The organism is Blautia intestinihominis (genome assembly GCF_040096655.1).
In the GTDB taxonomy this organism is placed as follows: Bacteria; Bacillota; Clostridia; order Lachnospirales; family Lachnospiraceae; genus Blautia_A; species Blautia_A intestinihominis.
Map to the genome: position 1 here is coordinate 1 of NZ_JBBMEI010000055.1, position 22554 is coordinate 22554.

Genomic DNA, 22554 nt, shown 5'->3' on the forward strand with positions numbered 1-22554 from the left:
TGATGACAAGAAGATCAAACGTATCTCCAAGACGGATATCGATCGGAACAACTTTTTTCTTGTTGATCAGCGGGTGGCGGGCTTTCTTGAGGTTGATGCGGCCTTCGTCGTTAAAGATCGGTTCACTTGCATTCATCTCCATGGCAAGTGCAGCTCTTGCAAAAATAAAGTCAAGCTGTACCATGATCTCAAGATTGAGGGAGATAGCCTCACGTTCTGCTGCGATCTGTACGCTGAGGTCGGCAAGGATGACTTCGATCTCTTTCTGTTCCTGAAGCTCAAGTTCACGCATGTCGTTGTTCAGTTTTACAACAGACATTGGTTCGATAAAAAGTGTGGAACCGGTGGAAGACTGGTCGTGGATCATACCGGGCACCTGTCCCTTATATTCGGCTTTGACAGGGACACAGTATCTGCCGTTTCTCATGGTGATGACAGCATCCTGAAGGTAAGTCCTTGCACCGCCGTTTACCAGTCCGGAAAGCTGAGAGTGGATCCGGTCATTGGTCACTTTCATGCTGCGTCTGATCTGGCGCAGGTTCGGGCTTGCATCGTCACTGATCTCATCTTCGGAAAGGATACAGCGGCGGATCTCCGTAGAGAGCGGTGTGAGAGGGGAAAGCCCCTCAAACATATGGTCAAGAGAATCCTCCGGTGTATCAGCACGGTCCCGGCGGGAGTAGGCTTTGACACGGGAAGTATTCTCAAGAAGGTTACAGACGGCCAGGATCTCCAGGATACCAAGAGAACTTCCGATCTCAAGACGTTTCAGAGAGCCACGGATGTCCTTGACATTTCCAAAGGAGATGCCGCCCTTCTGAAAAAGGCGTGTCAGTGCATCGCGTGTCTGTACCTGCATGGTACGGATTACTTCAAGGTCAGTGGATGGCTCCAGAGTTCGGCAGAGATGCTTGCCCATACCGGAAGATGCCTTTTCGGTAAGTTTCTCTATGATTTTGGGATATTCCAGTGCATTTAATGCTTTTTGATTCATAATAGTTCCTCGTTATTTATAATAATTCTTTTATTCCTTTCTATTCTACATGATTTCCACTGGAATGAAAAGACAAATGTTCGATTTGTTATGAATGGGGCAGTAAAAATAAGGCATTATGACGGAAAAACATGATAAAAATTAGACGGATTTTATTCATAAAAAATTCATAACTTCCTGCTAAAATAAACACGAATTGTCAGGTTTGAATTATAGGAGAAAAAGCTATATGCGGAATGATAAGAAAGCATCTTCGGAGAATTATTCTTTTATAAAAGAGACGATCAAAGAGCAGCCGACGGACAGGAAACGACTGGCGGGGAAATTTCTGACGGCAGCAGTCTGCGGTGTGATCTTTGGCGCCTGTGCAGCGGGTACGATGGCACTGATCGTTCCGAAGGCACTGGAGAGATTTGGAACTGCCCCGGATCAGAAAGCAGTTGTCACTCTGACACCATCTGTAAAGGCAGAGCAGGTAACGCCGACACCGGAAGCAACAGAGCAGGAGAAAACATCGGCTTCCACCGCCTGGCAGAACGACCTGTCAGATGGGATGAGCCAGATCGCGGAGGAACCGCGCAGGGCACTTGTGCGGATATCGGCAGCAGGAGAGGATTCTGACCTTCTGGATGATTCCTTTCTGGAATACGGAGATGAGGAGGGATTTGTTTTTCTCAAAAATTCCGAAGCTTTTTATATATTGACAGTTTCAGACCAGATGCAGGAAGCAGATAAATTTACGGTCACATTTTCGGATGGAACCGTGACCGATGGGATTCTGTGCAAGAAGGATCTCAGGACAGGATTTTTTGTGATAAAGGTCCCTTTTACGTCTGTGGATGAGGAGACGCAGGAGAAAATCCCGGCAGCGCCGCTGGTGGCAGCAGATGATATGAAGCAGACAGAGTCCGTTATTGCGATCGGCAGTCCGTCAGGTGATTATGATTCTCTTATGGGAGGAACGATAACGTCTGTGACAGGTACACTTAAGGTTGCTGATGAGGAGTATGGAATGCTCACGACAGATATGGTCGGCAGTGAGGAAGGCGGAGGGATTTTATTAAACTCTTCCGGTGAAGTTGCAGGAATCATCTGGAATCAGGAAGAAGACCGTACCAATGTGATCCGTGCGGTGGAGACAGCACAGCTTCGGCCGCTTCTTGAGAGCATGGCAAATGGAGAAGATATCTGTTACATAGGGATCATGGGAGCGACGATCTCATCCTACCAGTCTGAGAATCTGGATGTTCCGCGGGGCGTTTATGTGGATGCAGTGGATGAGGATTCTCCGGCAATGACAGCAGGGATCCAGAACGGAGACATCCTGCATGCCCTGGACGGGCAGGAAGTACAGTCGATGGAAGAATATGCGTCTGTACTCCAGGGGCTGAATAAGGGAACACGCACGACAGTCAATGTATACCGCAAGAATCCATTCGGCGAATACGAAGATGTACAACTGAAAGTTACAATAAAGGAAAAATAGAAAGGCAAGAGTATCATGCGTTTTATAAACGAATTACACGAAGGAGACAGACTCAACGGGATCTATCTCTGTAAACAGAAACAGGCAGCAACAACAAAGAACGGCAAACCATACGAAAACGTGATCCTTCAGGACAAGACAGGCATGCTGGACGGCAAAATCTGGGACCCGAATTCACTTGGAATCGATGATTTTGACGCACTGGATTATATTGAAGTTGTCGGAGATGTGACAACTTTTGCAGGTGCCATGCAGTTAAATATCAAGAGAGTCCGCAAGGCACATGAAGGAGAATACAACCCGGCAGATTATCTTCCAGTCAGCGAGAACAGCACAGACGATATGTACGGACAGATCATTGGCATGATCAAGAGCGTGAAGAACGAATACCTGTCCGCACTTCTGAATAAACTTTTTGTAGAAGACAAGGAATTCCTGAAATCTTTCCAGGAGCATTCCGCGGCAAAGACCGTACATCATGGTTTTATCGGAGGACTGATGGAGCACACCTTAAGCGTTACAAAGCTCTGTGACTATATGGCAAATGCTTATCCGCTTCTCAAGAGAGACCTTCTGATCACAGCATCGCTGCTTCATGATGTCGGCAAGACAAAGGAACTTTCTTCCTTCCCGATGAATGATTATACAGATGAAGGACAGCTTCTGGGACATATCATCATCGGTGCCCAGATGGTGCATGATCTGGCAAAAGAGATCCCGGATTTCCCGGAAACACTGGAAAATCAGCTGGTACACTGCATCCTGGCACATCACGGCGAACTGGAATACGGTTCTCCGAAGAAACCGGCACTTGCAGAGGCAGTAGCACTGAATCTCGCAGACAACACAGATGCCCGCATGGAGACTCTGACAGAGATCTTTGCAGCGGACAAAGGCAAGAAAGAATGGCTTGGATACAACAGGCTTTTTGAATCAAATCTGAGAAGAACAGGAGACGTATGATTCCATGGAATATCGTAAAAATGACATTGTTACGTTAGAAATCGTGGACTGCGGAACAGACGGTGAAGGCATTGGCAAAGCTGATGGCTTCACTGTTTTTGTAAAGGACGCAGTGATTGGAGATATTGTTACAGCCAAGATCATGAAGGCAAAAAAGAACTACGGATACGGACGTCTGATGGAGATCCTGAAACCATCTCCATACCGCGTAGAGCCGGTGTGTCCATCAGCCCGTCAGTGTGGCGGATGCCAGCTTCAGGCGGTATCTTATGAAGAACAGAAAGTTTTTAAAGAAAAGAAACTCCGCGGTCATCTGGAGCGGATCGGTGGATTCCGCGACCTTCCAATGGAGCCAATGATCGGTATGGACGAGCCTTATCATTATCGAAACAAGGCACAGTTCCCGGTTGGACGTAACAAAGAAGGCAGGATCATCACCGGATTTTATGCAGGACGCACCCATGCGATCATCGAGAACCGTGACTGTGCGCTGGGAATCCCGCAGAACAAGGAAATCCTGGATATTGTGATCGCGCATATGGAGAAGTATGGCATCGCTCCTTACGATGAGATGACAGGCAAGGGACTGGTGCGTCATATTTTTGTGCGTTATGGATTTTTTACAGGGGAGCTAATGGTCTGTCTGATCATCAATGGACAGGATCTTCCGCATCAGAAAGAACTGATCGAGAAATTGCGTGAGATCCCGGGAATGGCCAGCATTTCCCTGAACATCAACAAGAAACGAAGCAACGTGATCCTTGGAGACAAGGTCAAAACAATCTGGGGACAGGAATATATCACAGATAAGATCGGGGATATTTCTTACGAGATCTCACCGCTTTCTTTCTTCCAGGTAAACCCGAAACAGACCTGGAAACTGTATTCTAAGGCACTGGAATATGCAGACCTTCATGGAGAAGAGACCGTCTGGGATCTGTACTGCGGAATCGGAACGATCTCCCTTTTCCTCGCTCAGCAAGCCAAATTCGTCCGAGGCGTAGAAATCGTCCCGGCAGCGATCGATGATGCAAAACGAAATGCACAGATCAACAATATTGAAAACGTGGAATTCTTCGTCGGAAAAGCAGAAGAAGTCCTGCCGAGAGAATACGAGAAAAACGGTGTCTACGCAGACGTGATCGTAGTCGACCCGCCACGCAAAGGCTGCGATGAAATGCTGCTCAAGACCATCCTCAAGATGCAGCCAAAACGTGTCGTCTACGTAAGCTGCGACAGCGCGACACTCGCGCGGGATCTGAGATTTTTGTGCGATAATGGATATGAGTTGAAGAAAGTATGTGGGGTAGATCAATTCCCTCAGACGGTGCATGTGGAAACTGTGGTGGGACTACAAAGGAAAGATATCTAGAAATCCTTGAATTTACGCACTTTGTAGAGTTTTTCAGTTTCAACAAAATCGGTGAAAATCACAAGGAAAAGTTGCTTGTGCAGAGAGTCACCGTTGTGGTTGCCTTAGACCTCGGTACGGGGAACACAAAAAATCCTGAATATGAAAGTGAATAGTGGACTATCAGATATTTGATAGATTATAGGGATACTTGTTAAAAGCGGGTGTCCCTATTTTTTATGGGGCATTCCAGAAATGGAGTGTCTTTTTATACCAAAATATTAAAAATTCAGGAGGAAAATGAAAATGACAAACACAGCGTTAAGAGCAGAGAATAGCAATTCTCGCACAATTACTTTCAAGAGCAGGGAACACGAAAAATTTTATGAGGAATATCTGAAAAAATGCAGATATCAGGATGTCTACCATCGGGCTTTGGTTTATTGCCTGGGTATCGACAGAGACACAAGAAATAATGTGAATAAAATCTATAATTTTAAAACTGGATGTGTAAAAACGGAATGCCTGCTGGAAGGATGGCAGACTAGTGGAAGTTTACGGATTGTCCGTATGGCATTTAACCTTTACTGTAATGGAACACCAAGTGTCGGAGATTATGAGGCAGAGGAAGATCAGTTAAAAGAGTGTCAGTATTATACCGTAGAAGATCTGTTTTGCTGCGGATATGCCCGGTATTTTTGGGAAGCCATTAAAATCCGTTATCCAGAGTATTGTTTTTACAAAGACTGGGAGGATATGTATGCTGAAAATTAGATTACAGGGTACTTTAAAGGATATTCAATGGTTTCGTCGTATTTTGGAAAAGCATAAAGAATTGGATGTCCTGGAAGTATCTGATGCTTATGCAAATAAAGGAACAAGTAAATATTTTCGTGTTTATGTAGAAGTAGAAGAAAAACAGTAAATCGGAGGAAAGTATATGTGTAAAGTAATTGCTATTGCAAATCAGAAGGGCGGAGTAGCCAAAACAACGACAACCATCAATCTGGGAGCCGGACTGACAAAGAATGGGAAAAAAGTAGTGCTGGTAGATGCAGATCCGCAGGGACATCTGACAATGGGACTGGGATTTCCCAAAAATCTCAAAGTGACTTTAAAGAGTATGATGGAAAATATCATCATGGGACTGGAGTTTGATCCAAAGGAAGCAGTCTTGCACCATGAAGAAGGGATGGATCTGATTCCGTCCAATAAATTGCTTGCCGGAATGGATATGTCCTTATTTACTGTTGAGGATAGGGAAAAAGTACTGAAAGAGTATCTGGAACTGCTGAAGGATGAATATGATTATATTCTGATTGACTGTATGCCATCATTGGGGATGCTGACAATCAATGCATTAAGTGCAGCGGACAGTGTTCTGATACCGGTACAGTCACAATATTATGCGGCGGATGGACTTATGGAATTACTGAAAGTGGTAAAAGGAATCCATCAGAGATTTAATCCAGATTTACAGATAGAAGGCATTTTATTCACAATGGATAATTGCCGTTACAATAATGCCAAGAGAAACAAACAGGCAATCAAAACTACATACGGAAGTGACATTAAGATTTTTGAGCAGACGATTCCGAGAACAGAAAGCCTTGCAGAAACAGCATCGGAGGGTGTAAGTATCTTTGCCTATGATGGAAAAAGCAAGGGGGCAGACAGCTATCTGGAACTGGTTCAGGAGGTGTTGAAACATGCGTAGACCGAAAAAAGATATTCAGCTTACCTCTTATGATGAATTACTGGGATTAGAGGAAACACCGGAAAAGAGTATGAACCAGGTTGTGGAAATAGATCTGGCAAAGCTTTATCCCTTTAAAAATCATCCGTTCCATGTAAATGATGATGAAAAAATGGCAGAAACCGTAGAGAGCATTAAAACATACGGTGTTTTGACTCCTGCGCTGGTAAGACCTCGACCAGATGGCGGATATGAGATGATTTCCGGGCATAGAAGAAAAAGAGGCTGTGAACTGTGTGGAAAGACTACATTGCCAGCTCTTGTCCGAAATTATACGGATGATGAAGCGGTCATTATTATGGTCGATTCCAACATTCAGCGTGAAAATCTACTGCCAAGTGAGAAAGCTCATGCCTATAAGATGAAATATGATGCAATGAAGCATCAGGGAAGTAAAGGTGAGAAATATACAGCAGATATGGTTGGGGAAGCTGCCGGGGACAGTGGGAGAACCGTACAGAGGTATATCCGTCTGGCGGCATTATCAGATGCTTTGCTGGAATATGTGGACAATAATAAAATTCCTATGATTGTGGGAGAAAAGCTGTCTTATCTGAAGCCAGAGGAACAGGGGTGGCTTCTGGAAGTGATTACCAACAGCAGCATTTTTCCGACAAAACAACAGGCAGAACAGTTAAAAGAATGCAGTGCAAATGGAAAATTAAACCAGAGTTATATCTATGCTGTTTTATTAAAAAAGGAAAGCAGTAAGATCAATGTGACGATTCCGGCAAAGAAAATTGGAAATTATTTTCCGGAGACATATTCTAAAGAACAGATAGAAGAAGTCATTTTTATGCTTTTGGATAAATGGAAAGAAAACAAAGAAGGAGTAGCAGATGCAGAAGATACAGTTTGATTATTTTACGGGGATGGAAGCGGAACAATACAGCTTTTATCGTGTCCCTAAAGTGCTGTTTACCGAACCATGCTTTAAAACTCTTTCTTGTGAAGCAAAGGTATTATACGGTCTGATGCTAGACCGTATGAGCCTGAGCATTAAGAACAGATGGCTGGATTCAGAGGACAGAGTATACATTATTTTCACTGTGGAAGAAATTGCAGAGTTGATGAACTGCGGAACTCAAAAGGCAGTGAAACTGGTAAAAGAGCTGGACAGCAGTAATGGGATTGGATTGATAGAGAAGAAACGTCTGGGACTGGGAAAACCGAATGTTATTTATGTGAAAAATTTTATGATCAGAGAGGTTCCAGATCAAAAGCCGACAGGTAATTGTGCAGATCTGCAATCTGAGCAGGAAGATCATAAAAAAATTGCAGATTTGCAATCGAAACAGAAAAGACATGAGGAATGTGCAGATTTGCAACAAGAAGCAGAAAACAAGGGGAAAACAGGCATTTCTCTGAATTGTGAAAATCATCATTCAGGAGTAGTGAAAACCACAATTCAGGATTATGGGGAATCACAATTCCAGAATAGTGAAAATCACAATTCAAGAATGGTGGAAACCACAAATCCAGAATTTCCAGAATCACAATTCCAAAATAGTGAAAATCATCATTCCGGAATAGTGGAAATCACAAATCCAGAATGCCCGAAATCACAATCTAATAATACTGATATTAACAAGACTGATATTAATGAAACTGAGATAAATCAATCTTATCCAATCACATCAGATAATTTCCAAAAGAAAAAAGATGTGATGGAGGAGATGAGAGCATATCGTGAAGTGATCCATGAAAACATTGATTATCAATATCATGCAAAGGAAGATGTAGATGAACTGGTAGAACTGATAGTTGAAGTTATGATGATGCCGGAGGACAGTATGATTCGCATTGCAGGAGTAGAAAAACCAGTTGCTTTGGTAAAAAGCAGGTTTATGAAACTGAATTATTCGCATATCGAATATGTGCTGTTCTGTCTGAACCGGAATACGACCAAGGTTGGGAATATTAAAGCGTATCTTCTGACCGCCCTGTATAATGCCCCGGCAACGATAAACAGTTATTATCAGGCAGAAGTTAATCACGATATGTATGGAGGATAAGGGAACATGAAGAAGATGATTAAAAAAGTGATAGCACCAGTGCTGGTGATTACGGTATTGTTTGCAGTATTAAGACCGTTTTGTATCCAGGATGGGAAGTGCAATTATTTCTTGCTGTTACTCCTGATGGGGATACCGTTTGGAATAGGAAAAATGTGTGTCTGGATGGTTCCAAGAGGTTTTGACCTCGGAGGAATGCTGGCAGTATGGATGATGAATTTTCTGATTGGAGGATTGATCGGAAGCATCGTTCTTCTGGCAATGATTGGACAGGCGATCATTTATCTCTGCGTTTTTCTGATTACAGGGATACATAAAATACCGAGAATAAAATGAAATAGATTTTTTGAAAAGCAGCTAAGACAAAAATTAGCTGCTTTTTTTCGGGAAACTTTGCGACACAATGGCGTAAAGTTGGGACAAATTGCAGGAAAGGAGACACCGTATTGAGCAATCGTGCAATTTCCACAGAACTTATTGAATTGGGAGAACGGATCAGAAAACGCAGACAGGAAATGAAGTTGTCACAGGAATCTTTTGCGGAAAAAGCAGGTATCAGTGTCAATACGGTCAGCAGGATTGAAGGTGGGCAAACGGCAATGTCTGTTGAGATTTTCAGGAAGATAATTGAGATATTGGAAACGGATGCCAATCTCCTGCTGGGAAAAGAGGGAGGCGGTACAGAGAAGCAGGAATCAGTTCAGGAAGTGCTTTGCCGTATTCAGAAGATGGAATGGAAAGAGCAGAAAATTATCATGCAGACCATAGATTCTCTGATAGACAGTTTTAATGAGTACAGGTGAAATTTCACCATATATGGGGTGCAAAATAAAAAAACTCCCCATATATGCTAAGGATAATAGAATCCTGTGTTGTTAAAATGGAAAACAGAGAGATAAAGAAGGGAGATAGGATGGATGACAAGGGAAGAAAATTTGCTTTATCGGAGGCAGTGTCCTTATGATGCAATGGGAGACTATTCTGTTTTGATGGAAAATGAAAAGAACATAAAAGCAGAAAGAAATGCCAAGAAGTCTGATCCTGGCATCAGACGGAAAATAAAGTAGAGAATATTGTAACTATTAGAAAGGGCAGTAAGAAAGTTTCAGGCTCTCGTTAAAAAAAACGGGTGTACCGGAAGCTGTTTTTTACTGCCCTTTTTGTCAGTTGATCAGTAAGAATCCTATCCTTTCTGCCGATGGGCACCTGTTGCCAGCAGGCAGAAAGGTGGTAATTATGCTGACGTTGCAGGAATTGAAACAGGTTGTAAGTAACAGGGAAGAAAGAAGAAAGGTTCCGTCCGCTAAATATTTAAGAGAAAACGATGTAGCAGTTGCGAAGCAGAGGTTGATGGATTGTGCGGAAATTATCGCATATCAGACCGGATATGTTCTCTATTGTGTGGGGGACTATGCAACGGTTTTTCCGCTATTTACCTGTCGAGATTATGTGTATGAAGCAGAAAGAAAAATAGCAGTTGTTGAGGAGAATTTTTTTGATGATCAACCCTGGTATGTAAGGCTGATATTAGAAGGCGAAGACCGGCTGTGGAGAAACAGGGAAACACGAGAACATAATAATTGCATTTCGTATAGCTGTATTTCCGAAGAATGGTGTGAATTGGTGGACAAAAGGCAGAATGTACTTGAAAAACTGATTATAGAAGAAGCTATTGGAGAATTCATGGATCTGCTGACTGACCGGCAGAGACAGGTGATCCATCAAATTTATTTTCAGCAGCGGACACAAAGAGAAGTGTCACGGGTGTTTGGAATTACAGAACCAGCAGTATCAAAATGTATTTCACAGGCAAAGCAGAAAATGAGAAGAAATGCAGGCAGACTGATCGGAGTGCTTCAGAAGGGAGAATAAAAGATGCGTGGTAAAAAACCAAAGGAAAGACAACGGTATGTGCTGCGTGTAAATGAAACTCTCGTAGAAGTTACCAGAGACGTATATCTGGCATGGTACCAGTCAAGAAGAAAAGAAAGATACCAGCTTGAAAAAATGCAGAAAAATGGTGTATGCGGAATAGAAAAAGTAGAGGAAACGAGTTACAACAGTTATTTGCATATATTATCACCAGAAGAAATAGTCATCAGGCTGTCAGAAATACAAGAGCTGCAGGAAGCTCTGAAATATTTGTCTGAAGAAGAAATGGAATTGATAAGACTATTATTTTTTGAAGAGTACACAGTAAAAAAAACAGCACAATATTTCGGGTGTTGTACAAAGACAATCAGAAACAGGAAAAACAAAGTATTGCAGAAACTAAAAGACAGGCTGGAAACTTTGTAAGTTTTTGCTGTTTCAAAAAATTTTCTAAAAAAATTTCAAACAGGTTAATTTTTGCCCTTTCACACATGCGGTTAGTGGAGGGGCAAATGTCTATCTTAATTCAAAATAATAAATTCCCTCTAAAAGTGAACCTTGACAATTTCATATCAGCAGCAAGAGGATACCTGAATTTCCCAGCTACGCATCTGGCGGCGGGTGTTCGGTGACAACGTGAAGGGCAATGGATGAGAGGCACCCTTGGCAGGAATGATTACGAATTACCTCTTGCGGCTTAAATAGCTCAATCCTGTTTTTATTTAAAAGTCAATCCAAGACATAAGGGAGGTGGTTCCTATGATTGATTCATGCAGATGTAAGCCTGAACGAAAGTGGAGTAAATTATCGAAGAAAGAGAGGACTCAGTCAAAATGAAAATGCGATTTAAAAGATTCTTGTCGGGATTTATGGCAGTTGCAACTTTGGCGTCTGTTATCGTTCAACCAGTCATGGTTTCTGCTTCTGAATTAGAACCAGAGCCAACTTCATTTGAACAGCAATATCCGGAACTGCAGGATGTGCAGGATACTCTTGACAAAGATGAAATTGTGGAAGCAAAGGATATTGAGATTCCCTATGGAGAAGAATTTGAGGTGGAAGTCGATCTGTCCGGTATAGAGGGCGTGAATGAAAAAAAGGTGAAAGTTTTATTCCATGAAGCAAAGAGTGAAGCCGGTACTGATTTTGACGCACATACACCGGATACCTACAAAGCTGTCTATGCAGTAGAACCAGTCAGCGGTCATCCAGCTTACAGAGTAAGCAGAAACATTACGGTAAAAGAGCCGGAAACAGAAGCACAGACAAAGAGTTCTTCTGAAAATACAGCTGGTGAAGGGAATGCCGGTGAAACAGAAGATTCTGGTAATGCGGAGGAGGATGCTGATTCGGATGGGTCAAAAGAGATTGTAACAGATCTTACAGATGACCAGGAAGTGACGACGGATGAAGAATCTGGTCTGACTGTTTCAGAAGTAATGGATCAGGCAGAAAATGAAGGAATTGACTTGTATGAGATGGAGCCGGGTGAAACAGTGACATTTATGGCGGCAGCAGGAAATGCAAGAAGTTCACAACAGGTTTCAGTGACAAGAGGTGCCGAATACCGATATGCGGATTATGGTTATGGAACTTATCTGACGTATCAGTATACCGTAAAATTCGGTAATGTGTCTGCCACAGCTTATTGTGTACAGCCGTCCAAACCGGGACCTGGTACGGGAACATATACAATCAATAAGGTTGGGGATGGCAAAGCACTGGCTAAAGTATGCTACTATGGCACAAAAGCCTCTGGCGATGATGGATTTTTTACAGAAGAAAATGGCTATGGAAACCTGAGTGCAGGAGCCAGATTTATTCTGGTACATCTTGCTGCGTCGTATGCGAATGGCAGTTCAGATGCTTTTTCTGGTGCAAACACTACTGCACAGAATCTTGCGAAAAAACTTTATAATTATTGTATTTCTCAGCCAGATATTCCGGATGTGGCAATGTCTTTTTCAGATGCAGATGTGACAGCTTATGTAGATGGCAACAGCCAGAGAACAAAGGAAATCACTTTTAAAGCAGATGAACTGCAGAGTATCACAATGAAACTCCCAAGTGGTGTGAAACTCCATAACGTGACAACCGGAAAGACAAGCAAAGCTGGCGAAGCAGTGGAAATCAGTGGTGGAACTAAGTTTTATTTATCTGCACCTCTTACACAGGTACAGGATGTCGCAGGAAACTGGTCTGCAACGATGAAAGGCAGTGTAACAAAAGATTATTCTGCGTATAAGATCAGTACCGGATCTGGTTCACAGGACCTGGCACTGGTATTTGGTGAAGGTGTTGATGATGAAAAATATGTGGACTTCAAAGTAACATGGGTACAGTACGCAAGTGTTAAGGTGATTAAAAAAGATGCAAAAGCAGACGCAAAGCTGGCAGGTGCCGTGTTTGGTTTATACAGTGATGCAAACTGTACAAATTTAATCACAAAGTTACCGGCAACTGATGCGAATGGGGAAGCGTCCGTACAGATCATTAAGACACAGAATACCGTATATCTGAAAGAGATTACAGCTCCGACAGGATACCGTATCAATGCAACTGCCTACAACGTAAAACTGGAAGTCAGCAAAACAGCAACTGTGACTGTTCCGGATGAAGAACAGATGGGCCAGCTGACTGTTTATAAAGAAGGTCAGGTTCTGACAGGTGCAGATGTCACCGAGAATGGAACAACATTTAAGTATGAGAAACGCAGACAGAAAGGTGCGATTTATGATGTGTATGCCGGGGCAGATATTAAAACTGCTTATGGTGCCAAGGTTTACAGCAAGGGTGATCTGGTCAAAGAGAATCTGACAACAGACTCGAATGGGGCAGTCATTCTGAAAAACCTGCATCTTGGTACATATATCGTCAAAGAAAAACAGGCTCCAACCGGATTTTATAATGCCGGGGAAGAAAAGTCTGTCACTCTTTCTTATGCAGGACAGAATGTAGATGTTGTTTTTTCTGAGACAACCTTTACGAATGACAGACAGAAAGCAGAAGTGATTGTGACAAAGCAGGATAAGGATACAGAAAATCCTCTGGATGGAGGAATTTTTGGACTTTATGCAGCCAGTGACATTAAAAATGCAGATGGAACGGTTGTTGTAAAGAAAGGCACTCTGATTGAGAAAGTGACAACTGGAAATGATGGAATGGCGAAGTTTACCGCAGACCTGCCGCTGGGATTTTCCTATGATGTAAAGGAAGTACAGGCTCCGGAAGGCTATCTGAGAAATGCGGATGATGTCTATACGTTTACTTTTTCTTATACAAACGATAAGGAAGCGAAACTGACATTTAAGCATACCTTCAGAAACGAGCGTGTGATAGCAAAGATTTCCTTACAGAAGCAGGACAAAGAAACAAAGAAGGCTGTTCCACAGGGAGATGCTACTTTAGAAAAGGCAGTCTATGGACTGTATGCCCGTGAGGATATTGTCCATCCGGATGGAGCAACTGGTGTGATCTACAAAGCAGGCGAGCAGGTTGCCACTCTCACAACAGATAAGAATGGACAGGCTTCCGTAGATGGATTATACCTTGGTAATTACTATGTAAAAGAGATTACTCCGCCAACGGGTTACCTGGCAGATGAAGAAGAACATGATCTGGTCTGCAACTACGAGGGTGATCTTGTAGCGGAAGTGAAGCGTGACTGTCTGTCTCTGGAGCAGGTGATGAAGCAGCCATTTGAGATTATCAAGGCAGCGAACAACGGAAAGACAGATGCCGATTTACTGAAAGGTGCAGGATTTACCGCTTATCTGGTATCATCCCTGACAGTAAAAGAAGATGGCAGCTATGACTTTGATTCTGTCAAGCCGGTAGTGATCGGGGAAAATGGTGCAACAGAGATCTTTACAGATGAGAAAGGGTATGCCCGCAGTATTGCACTTCCTTATGGAACTTACATCGTCCGTGAAACAACCACGCCACATAATTACACTCCGGTCAATGATTTCATCGTGCAGATTACGGAAAATCATCCGACTACACCGCAGGTATGGAGAGTGCTGCTTGACAAAGAGTTTGAAGCAAAGCTGAAGATCATCAAACAGGACGATGAGACAAAGAAAGCAGTGCTTCAGAAGAATACAGAGTTTAAGATTTTTAACCTGGATACAGAAAAGTATGTGGAACAGGTAACAACCTATCCGACGACGGTAAAACACAAATCTTATTTTACAGATGAGCAGGGATACTTAATCCTTCCACAGAATCTGAAAATTGGACATTACCGTATTGAGGAAGTGAACGCACCTTATGGATATACGCTCAATGAGAATTACTATGAGGTGAATGTAGATTCCAATACAGCATATCAGATGGACGGAACTTCCGGCGATGTGATCATCGAGATTGCATACGAGAATCATCCGGTTAAGGGAGAACTGAACATTGTAAAACAGGGTGAGGTCTTAAATGGTTATAAAGATGACTTTACTTATCAGAAAGAAACTCTGGAGGGAGCAGTCTTTGAGGTATATGCTGCCGAAGATATTTATACAGCAGATTTCCAGAAAGATGATAATGGAAACCGTATCCTGGAGTATGCTTCTGGGGAACTGGTAGGAACTGTTACCACGGATAAGGATGGAAAGGCACAGATCGCTGACCTTCCACTTGGAACCTATAAGATTGTTGAAAAGACAGCACCAGAGGGCTTTGTGTTAAATGAAGAAGCACAGACAGTAACATTTGAATACAAAGACCAGAAAACACCAGTTATTGAGCAGACAGCAACCTTTGAGAATGACCGCCAGAAAGTGGAAGTGTCCGTAGTCAAACAGGATGCAGAGACAAAAACGGTTGTGGCGGGTGCAGAGTTTGGTATCTATGCAAAAGAAGATATTCTGGCACATGAAGAAGTGATTGTGAAGGCAGATACCTTACTTGGAAAAGCAGTCAGTGGGGAAGATGGAAAGGCAGTATTTGACGTTGACCTTCCATTTAGTACTTACTATATTAAAGAACTTGCAGCTCCGGCAGGGTATGTCTCTTCTTTTGAGACTTTGGAAGTGACTGCCAAATATCAGGGACAGGATGTGAAAATGGTAGAGCTGGAATCTGTATTTAAGAACCAGCCGACAAAAGTAACCTTTACGAAGTCCGATATTACGACAGGCGTGGAACTTTCCGGGGCAACGCTTACGGTGCTTGATAAGGATGGAAATGTGGTAGATACATGGAAGTCTGTAAAGGGTGAGGAACACTTGATTGAAAGACTCACAGCCGGGGAGACATATACTCTTCGTGAAGAAATGGCTCCTTATGGCTATCTGATGGCGGAAGAAGTTTCCTTTACTGTGGACGATACTGCTGAAATCCAGAAGGTAGAGATGAAAGATGCAGTGCCAACCGGAACACTTATCATCAATAAAAAAGGTGAGTTCCTGGAGAAAATATCTGCACTGGATTCCATTGGCGGATGGATGAAGCATCTGTTTGAATATCTTTCCGGTTCCCTGAAAGACGTTACTTTTGAGGTTTATGCCTTAGAAGATATAAAAGCGGCGGATGGTGAGAGTGAAGATTACTACAAAAAGGATGCACTGGTAGCAACAATCACGACGGATGAAACAGGAGTGGCGAAACTGACAGACATTCCTCTTGGCAAATACTGTGTCAAAGAGAAAGAGACAGCAAATGGATATGTCCTGGATGGAGAAGCTCGTGAAGTGGATCTGACTTACCGTGACCAGAATACCGCAGTTGTTACTTATTCTGCTGACTGGCAGAACAAACGCCAGAGAGCAGAAGTAAACGTGTTAAAGAAAGAAAAAGATTCCGACCGTGTACTGGAAGGGGCTGTATTTGCCCTGTGCAATAAAGAAAATATTGTCAATGCAAAGGGCGATGTGATCTTGAAAGCGGATACGGTTATTGAGGAGCAGGCTACGGATAAGGAAGGAAAACTGACCTTTACGGCAGATCTGCCACTTGGCTATACCTACTATGTGAAAGAAACTTCTCCGGCACCGGGATTTGCGACAACAGACCAGGTACAGGAATTTACTTTTGAATATGGTGGGGCAGATAAGGAAACACTGTCTTATGTGTTTACTTTTGAAGATGAGCCGACAACCGTAGAGTTTACCAAAACATCCCTGACAGACGGAAAGGAGATTGAGGGAGCAAAACTGAAAGTTACAGATGAGAGTGGAAACACTGTGGATGAATGGACTTCTGGTAAAGAACCACATATCATCAAAGAACTGACCGCTGACAAGAAGTACACCATGACAGAAACACTTCCTGCGGACGGTTATGTGACAGCAGAGAGCATCACTTTTACGGTGGAAGATACCGGTGAAGTACAGAAGGTGGAAATGAAGGATGATGTGACAAAAGTGCAGATTTCCAAGACCGATATTTCCGGTAAGGAGCTGCCAGGAGCGAAACTGACGATCCTTGATAAAGATGGAAAGACCGTAGAAAGCTGGACATCTGAGAAAAAACCACACTATATTGAGATGCTTCCAATCGGGGAATATATCCTCCGTGAAGAAACTGCACCGGATGGTTATCTGGTTGCAGAAGATGTGAAGTTTACGGTCAAAGATACTGGAGAAATCCAGAAGGTTGTGATGAAGGATGAGGCGAAACCAGAGGAAACTCCAACAGAGACACCGACGGAAACACCAGAAACCACACCAACACCGGAGACAAAAACCACAGAAGAAACAAAGAAATCGACTTCACCAAAGACAGGAGATAATACACCGATTCTGTTCTGGATTCTGCTTGCAGGGGCTGGAATGGCTGGTCTTGGTGGAACAGTGATTCTTCGCAAAAAGAAGAAATAAGAGATCATAAGATTTCTTAGTAATGGATGAGGGCATTTATGGACACAGGATTCATAGATGCCCTTTTATAAAATTTCAAAAGAATTAGGGAGAAAAGAAGATGACAAAAACAGTATTGATCGTTGCTGCAGCTGCAGTATTTCTGGTATATGGATTTGTCCTTTGGTGCTGTATCAAAGTGGGGGCAGAATCAGAAAAAGAATATATGAAACTGGCAGAAAAGAGAGGAAAGGAGCAGCAATGTGATAAATGAGGATAAGACAGCAGTGAAAGAAGAAAGGGCGTGGTGTGATTGCAGGATGAAGTGAATGAGAAAACAGTCTCACTTTGTATCCGCTGCGGCAAGGTCACTGCCAACCTGCTGAAAGCTGCCATGGTAAAGGCTCTTGCAAAGATGGAGCAGGAGAAAAAACAGCAGGGACAGAAACAGCCCCAGAAGGAAAAGGAGGATAAGACCTATAAGGGAAAACAGAGTCTTGATAAGCTGATGAAGCAGAATGTACAGCTGTCCAACATTGAGATCACAGATGGAAACATCAAGTCTTTTGAACGGGTAGCAAAAAAGTACAGCATTGATTTCAGTCTGAAAAAAGATGTGACTGCTGACCCGCCAAGATATTATGTGTTCTTTAAGGCAAGAGATGCCGATGTGATGACTGCCGCTTTTAAGGAATATACAGGACAGACGTTGAATAAGGACAAAAAACCATCTGTGAGGAAGAAGTTACAGCAGGCAATCACCAAATCGCTTGCAAAGCACAGAGAACTGGAGAAAACAAAAGGAAAGGAGAAGGAGCCGTCATTATGAGCAGATTACAGAAATTGCTTGGTGTAGGAAAAGGATACCTGGAGAGGTTACCGCCGGTGGATGTACATAAGCTGCTTCGGATTGTTCTGATGAATCTTCCGTATATCGTGATCTTTTATGTGGGAAATAAGCTGGCATGGTTATATCAATACTGTGTGGGTGATTCCATGATAGAAAGACTAATGGTACTGGTCTTAAATTTCCAGATGGCATTCAGCAGGATTCTTCCAAGTATGCATAAAAATGAATTGCTGGTTGGGATTACAGGAGCCGTGGCGGTGAAGCTCTTGGTCTATATGAAAGGGAAAAATGCCAAAAAGTTCCGGCAGGGAGTGGAGTATGGTTCGGCAAGATGGGGGACGGCAAAAGACATTGCACCCTTTATCGACCCGGTATTTGAGAACAATATCCTGCTGACCATGACGGAACGGCTGACCATGAATGGCAGACCAAAGAATCCGAAATTTGCGAGGAACAAGAACGTGATCGTGATTGGCGGATCTGGCTCAGGAAAGACACGTTTTTATGTAAAACCCAACTTGATGCAGATGGGAAAATACATCAGTTATGTGGTCACGGACCCGAAAGGGACGATCATCATTGAGTGCGGAAAGATGCTGGTACGGCATGGATATAAAGTGAAAGTATTGAATACGATCAATTTTTCCAAGAGTATGCACTATAACCCCTTCCACTATATCCATTCAGAAAAGGATATTTTGAAACTGGTAAATACGATTATGGTGAACACGAAAGGGGAAGGCGAGAAGTCCAGTGAGGATTTCTGGACGAAAGCAGAGAGGCTTCTGTACTGTGCCCTGATCGGCTATATCTGGTATGAAGCACCGGAAGAAGAACAGAACTTTGCGACCCTGCTTGAGTTTATCAACGCTTCGGAAACAAGGGAAGATGATGAGACATTTAAAAATGCAGTAGATATGCTGTTTGAGGAACTGGAAAAGGAAGAACCGGAGCATTTTGCAGTGCGTCAGTATAAGAAATATAAACTGGCGGCAGGAAAAACAGCAAAGAGTATTTTGATTTCCTGTGGTGCAAGGCTTGCACCGTTTGACATTGCAGAGCTTCGTGAGATCATGAGCTATGATGAGATGGAACTGGATATGGTAGGTGACCAGAGGACAGCACTGTTTATTATCATTTCTGATACGGATGATACCTTTAACTTTGTTGTGGCGATGATGTACAGCCAGTTATTCAACCTGTTATGTGACAGAGCGGACGATGTACATCATGGAAGATTGCCATATCATGTCAGAATCCTCTGTGACGAGTTCGCAAATATCGGTCAGATTCCAAAGTTTGACAAGCTGATTGCCACCATTCGTAGCAGGGAAATCTCTGCATCCATTATCCTCCAGTCGCAGTCCCAGTTAAAGACAATCTACAAAGATGCAGCTGAAACAATCTTAGGCAACTGCGACACGATGTTATTCCTTGGCGGTAAGGAAAGTTCGACCTTAAAGGAGATTTCCGAGACGCTGGGAAAAGAAACGATTGATTTATATAACACTTCGGACACCCGTGGACAGAGCCGTTCTTACGGGATGAACTATCAAAAAACAGGAAAGGAATTGATGAGCCGGGACGAACTTGCGGTCATGGATGGCAGCAAATGTATCTTGCAGCTTCGAGGTGTAAGACCATTTTTCAGTGACAAGTTCGATATTACCAAACACAAACGGTATAAGGAGCTGTCAGACTACGATAAGAAAAATGAGTTTGATGTGGAAGCGTATATGCGGCATCGGATGGAAGTGAAACTGACGAGGACACAGGAATTTGACCTGTATGAGTTTTCGGAAGAGAGTCTGGCAGGAGAATTAAATACAGAAAACAAGGAAGCAGAGCATGTGAAAGATTCGGACACATAGCTCTTTTTTCTTTGCCCTTTTGGGAGGTGATGGATTTGAGAGATCATGAAAGGCCACCCGTAAGGGCAGAGCCGGAAAAGACTTCTTAAAGATAGAAACCAGAGAAATACAGAGATTTGAAAGGAGACAACGAATATGGCGTTTTTTAATCAGGCAATCAATATTTTGCAGACACTTGTGGTGGCGATTGGAGCCGGACTTGCAGTATGGGGTGTTATTAACCTGTTAGAAGGATATGGAAACGACAACCCAGGTGCAAAGTCCCAGGGAATCAAGCAGTTTATGGCTAATTAAAGGGAACAAAAAGAAAGGAAAAGCACAATCCAGACGGTATCAGCGGCAAGATACAAGAATAAATTGTGATTACACAAGATTGGTGTTATAATAAGAGAAAAGTTCCTGCCGGGGCAGCCGCCCCGGTGGTATGGATAGAAAGGCAGGAAAGCAATATGCACATCAGCTATAAACCACTCTGGCACACACTGTTAGAGCGTGATATGCGAAAAGAAGATTTAAGGCTTGCCGCTGGTATGACAACGAATATGATTGCCAACATGAGTAAAGAGGGAAAGCACATCAGCATGGACACATTAGCCCGTATCTGCGAAACGCTGAATTGTGAGATTACCGATGTGATTGAGTTAGTACCAGACGAGCCTACTTCCACAGGAGGTAAGGAACATGAGCGAACTGAAACCAAGAATAACGGAAAACGGAATTGATTATATCCTTGTCGGAGATTACTATATCCCGGATTTGAAGCTGCCGAAGGAACACCGCCCTATTGGAAAGTACGGACGGATGCACAGGGAATATTTAAGGGAAGTCCACCCAGCCAGATTGAACACATTGATATTGACCGGGGAGTTATGGACATACCTTGCAGACCTGAACGAACAGGCACAGGAACGGTTAGACACCATCATGGAGCAGATGAAAGCTGCCGAGGGCGTGACCGAGGAATTGAAACGAACCCAAGAAATGGAATGGGTGCGGCGTTGCAATAACATTCACAACCGGGCAGAAGAAATTATTTTGCAAGAGATGATTTATTCATAACGGTATGATAGAATGATTATGACAAATCGGTATTTATAAAGGAGAATATTGATGAAACTATTTTTATGTTCGCACTTTTCAAGTGTAGGAAGTCTGATAAAAGAAGAAATTGAAAATAAGAAAGTCGCATTTATTCCAACAGCTTCGTTGCGTGAAGGCTACACCGGTTATGTCGGCTCGGCTCGAAAATTATTCAAAAAGTTGGGAGCAATCGTAACTGAAATTGATATTTCAACGGAGGCTTATTCAACGATACAGTCTGTTTTTGAAGATGCAGATGTGATATATTTTACCGGCGGAAATTCTTTCTTTCTTATGGACCAACTCCGTAAAACAAGAACTGATGGGTTGCTGAAAAAGGAATTGGTAAATGGAAAATTGATGATCGGCGAGTCGGCAGGCGCAATTATATGCGCTCCAAGCATCCAATATATCGAGCAAATGGATGAAAAGCCGGAGGACTACTCACAAGAAGATGATGCAGGGCTTGATTTGATTGATTTCTATGTTCTTCCGCATTATCTTACAGCACCATTTAAGAAAGTTACCGAGAAAATAATGACTGAGTTTTCGGATTTGAATCTATGCCCTATTAACAACCATCAGGGAATTGTAATTGATGGTGAAGGTTCAAAGGTTATTTGCAAAGACTAATTTGAAAAATCCTTTTTTTGAAACTGGAAAATCGGAAGCTGAGGAGATAGACTATTGAGAACATATGAGAATAAAGACGAGCTTAAAAACGAGATAAATAAAAGCTTTGCAAAGTATATTTCAGAATTTAATGATATTCCGGAGCATTTAAAAGATAAGAGAATTGATGAGGTCGATCGAACTCCGGCAGAAAATCTTGCTTATCAGGTTGGCTGGACAACTCTTGTTATTAAATGGGAATCAGACGAAAGAAAGGGTATTCCTGTCAAAACTCCTTCGGATAATTTTAAGTGGAATCAGCTTGGCGAATTATATCAATGGTTCACAGATACATATGCTCAGCTGTCACTGCAAGAATTGAAAGACAGATTGAATGAGAATATCAACTCTATTTATGCAATGATTGATTCTCTGAGTGATGAAGAATTATTTAAACCACATATGAGAAAATGGGCTGACGAAGCAACTAAAACAGCTGTCTGGGAAGTATACAAATTCATACATGTTAATACAGTTGCTCCGTTCGGAACCTTTAGAACCAAGATTAGAAAATGGAAAAAGATTGCACTATAACTTCCAGTTTGTCGTTCTAAAAATTCAACTGAATAATCCCAGCAAAAACCGCTGCTACATGGAAGCCAACAAACCATGCAACAGCGGTTTTTCTTTACCGTTTTTTCCTTTGGCTGATAGGCGTTCCCATTTTCTTTGATTTTTTGAGAATCCGAATCAGCCAGCGAAATTCTTCGTCTGACAGATTTTTATAGTTGATACCGAGCTGTTTACAGTAAAGGACAACCAGCTTTTCATCCCGGCTGCCCTTGAAATTTTCGACCGCTTCCAGATTTTCTTTCAGTTCATTGGCAACAGTGGTCTGGGGTGCACTCTC

At 42.7% G+C, this 22554-nt stretch carries 23 protein-coding genes and 1 pseudogene; 22 read left to right on the forward strand and 2 right to left on the reverse strand.

Annotation, left to right across the window (positions count from 1 at the left end):
- Nucleotides 1-994, reverse strand: a 994-nt coding sequence (locus tag WMO75_RS14315) for a MutS2 family protein (RefSeq protein ID WP_494337571.1), incomplete at its 3' end; no start/stop codon positions are given.
- A gap of 229 nt (nt 995-1223) precedes the next feature.
- On the opposite strand from WMO75_RS14315, the gene WMO75_RS14320 reads away from it, so the two are divergent.
- The 22 genes from WMO75_RS14320 to WMO75_RS14425 all read left to right on the forward strand — a co-directional run bounded on the left by WMO75_RS14320 (nt 1224) and on the right by WMO75_RS14425 (nt 22238).
- Entirely contained in the window at nt 1224-2480 is a 1257-nt protein-coding gene (locus WMO75_RS14320; RefSeq protein ID WP_303223411.1) for a S1C family serine protease, read from the forward strand.
- 15 nt (nt 2481-2495) lie between these two features.
- Nucleotides 2496-3443, forward strand: coding sequence for a 3'-5' exoribonuclease YhaM family protein (locus tag WMO75_RS14325; protein WP_118252870.1), 948 nt, complete (start codon nt 2496-2498; stop codon nt 3441-3443).
- 4 nt (nt 3444-3447) lie between these two features.
- On the forward strand, nt 3448-4815 hold the full coding sequence (gene rlmD / locus WMO75_RS14330) for a 23S rRNA (uracil(1939)-C(5))-methyltransferase RlmD (protein WP_022215224.1): 1368 nt from the start codon (nt 3448-3450) through the stop codon (nt 4813-4815).
- A 285-nt stretch (nt 4816-5100) separates the two neighbouring features.
- Nucleotides 5101-5568 carry a DUF6075 family protein gene (locus tag WMO75_RS14335; RefSeq protein WP_096241087.1) on the forward strand — a complete coding sequence of 156 codons (468 nt, stop codon included), beginning with the start codon at nt 5101-5103 and terminating at the stop codon, nt 5566-5568.
- A complete protein-coding gene (locus WMO75_RS14340; protein WP_004612805.1) occupies nt 5555-5719 on the forward strand; it encodes a hypothetical protein in 165 nt (54 codons plus the stop codon). The genes WMO75_RS14335 and WMO75_RS14340 overlap by 14 nt, the downstream gene beginning before the upstream one ends.
- Nucleotides 5720-5734: 15 nt before the next feature.
- Entirely contained in the window at nt 5735-6511 is a 777-nt protein-coding gene (locus tag WMO75_RS14345; RefSeq protein WP_349078275.1) for a ParA family protein, read from the forward strand.
- Entirely contained in the window at nt 6504-7409 is a 906-nt protein-coding gene (locus WMO75_RS14350) for a ParB/RepB/Spo0J family partition protein (RefSeq protein ID WP_002594290.1), read from the forward strand. Before WMO75_RS14345 ends, WMO75_RS14350 begins: the two co-directional genes overlap by 8 nt.
- Nucleotides 7390-8565, forward strand: coding sequence for a replication initiator protein A (locus tag WMO75_RS14355; protein ID WP_117440219.1), 1176 nt, complete (start codon nt 7390-7392; stop codon nt 8563-8565). The genes WMO75_RS14350 and WMO75_RS14355 overlap by 20 nt, the downstream gene beginning before the upstream one ends.
- Nucleotides 8566-8571: 6 nt before the next feature.
- Complete coding sequence (locus tag WMO75_RS14360) at nt 8572-8901, forward strand: DUF6050 family protein (protein WP_117440220.1); 330 nt, start codon at nt 8572-8574, stop codon at nt 8899-8901.
- Between the two features lie 110 nt (nt 8902-9011).
- Nucleotides 9012-9368, forward strand: coding sequence for a helix-turn-helix domain-containing protein (locus WMO75_RS14365; protein WP_117440221.1), 357 nt, complete (start codon nt 9012-9014; stop codon nt 9366-9368).
- Nucleotides 9369-9482: 114 nt separating this feature from the next.
- Entirely contained in the window at nt 9483-9632 is a 150-nt protein-coding gene (locus WMO75_RS14370; RefSeq protein WP_015543441.1) for a hypothetical protein, read from the forward strand.
- A 169-nt stretch (nt 9633-9801) separates the two neighbouring features.
- Nucleotides 9802-10437 (forward strand): sigma-70 family RNA polymerase sigma factor, encoded by a 636-nt coding sequence (locus WMO75_RS14375; protein WP_349078278.1) that lies wholly within the window; start codon nt 9802-9804, stop codon nt 10435-10437.
- Between the two features lie 3 nt (nt 10438-10440).
- A complete protein-coding gene (locus WMO75_RS14380; protein ID WP_015540938.1) occupies nt 10441-10863 on the forward strand; it encodes an RNA polymerase sigma factor in 423 nt (140 codons plus the stop codon).
- Nucleotides 10864-11270: 407 nt separating this feature from the next.
- Nucleotides 11271-17252, forward strand: coding sequence for a SpaA isopeptide-forming pilin-related protein (locus WMO75_RS14385; RefSeq protein ID WP_349078280.1), 5982 nt, complete (start codon nt 11271-11273; stop codon nt 17250-17252).
- A 100-nt stretch (nt 17253-17352) separates the two neighbouring features.
- Complete coding sequence (locus WMO75_RS14390; protein WP_004612794.1) at nt 17353-17505, forward strand: hypothetical protein; 153 nt, start codon at nt 17353-17355, stop codon at nt 17503-17505.
- A 39-nt stretch (nt 17506-17544) separates the two neighbouring features.
- Nucleotides 17545-18060, forward strand: a complete 516-nt coding sequence (locus tag WMO75_RS14395; protein ID WP_117548360.1) for a PcfB family protein — start codon at nt 17545-17547, stop codon at nt 18058-18060.
- On the forward strand, nt 18057-19952 hold the full coding sequence (locus tag WMO75_RS14400) for a VirD4-like conjugal transfer protein, CD1115 family (protein ID WP_118408422.1): 1896 nt from the start codon (nt 18057-18059) through the stop codon (nt 19950-19952). Before WMO75_RS14395 ends, WMO75_RS14400 begins: the two co-directional genes overlap by 4 nt.
- A gap of 135 nt (nt 19953-20087) precedes the next feature.
- Complete coding sequence (locus WMO75_RS14405) at nt 20088-20246, forward strand: Maff2 family mobile element protein (RefSeq protein ID WP_004612778.1); 159 nt, start codon at nt 20088-20090, stop codon at nt 20244-20246.
- Nucleotides 20247-20401: 155 nt separating this feature from the next.
- Nucleotides 20402-20674 carry a helix-turn-helix domain-containing protein gene (locus WMO75_RS14410; RefSeq protein ID WP_039865074.1) on the forward strand — a complete coding sequence of 91 codons (273 nt, stop codon included), beginning with the start codon at nt 20402-20404 and terminating at the stop codon, nt 20672-20674.
- A complete protein-coding gene (locus tag WMO75_RS14415) occupies nt 20634-21011 on the forward strand; it encodes a TnpV protein (RefSeq protein WP_227616218.1) in 378 nt (125 codons plus the stop codon). Before WMO75_RS14410 ends, WMO75_RS14415 begins: the two co-directional genes overlap by 41 nt.
- 51 nt (nt 21012-21062) lie before the next feature.
- Nucleotides 21063-21665, forward strand: a complete 603-nt coding sequence (locus WMO75_RS14420) for a Type 1 glutamine amidotransferase-like domain-containing protein (RefSeq protein WP_015514771.1) — start codon at nt 21063-21065, stop codon at nt 21663-21665.
- 54 nt (nt 21666-21719) lie between these two features.
- Nucleotides 21720-22238, forward strand: coding sequence for a ClbS/DfsB family four-helix bundle protein (locus WMO75_RS14425; protein ID WP_033126079.1), 519 nt, complete (start codon nt 21720-21722; stop codon nt 22236-22238).
- 94 nt (nt 22239-22332) lie between these two features.
- Here WMO75_RS14425 and WMO75_RS14430 read toward each other — a convergent pair.
- A pseudogene (locus WMO75_RS14430) lies at nt 22333-22554 on the reverse strand (hypothetical protein); the annotation flags it as partial.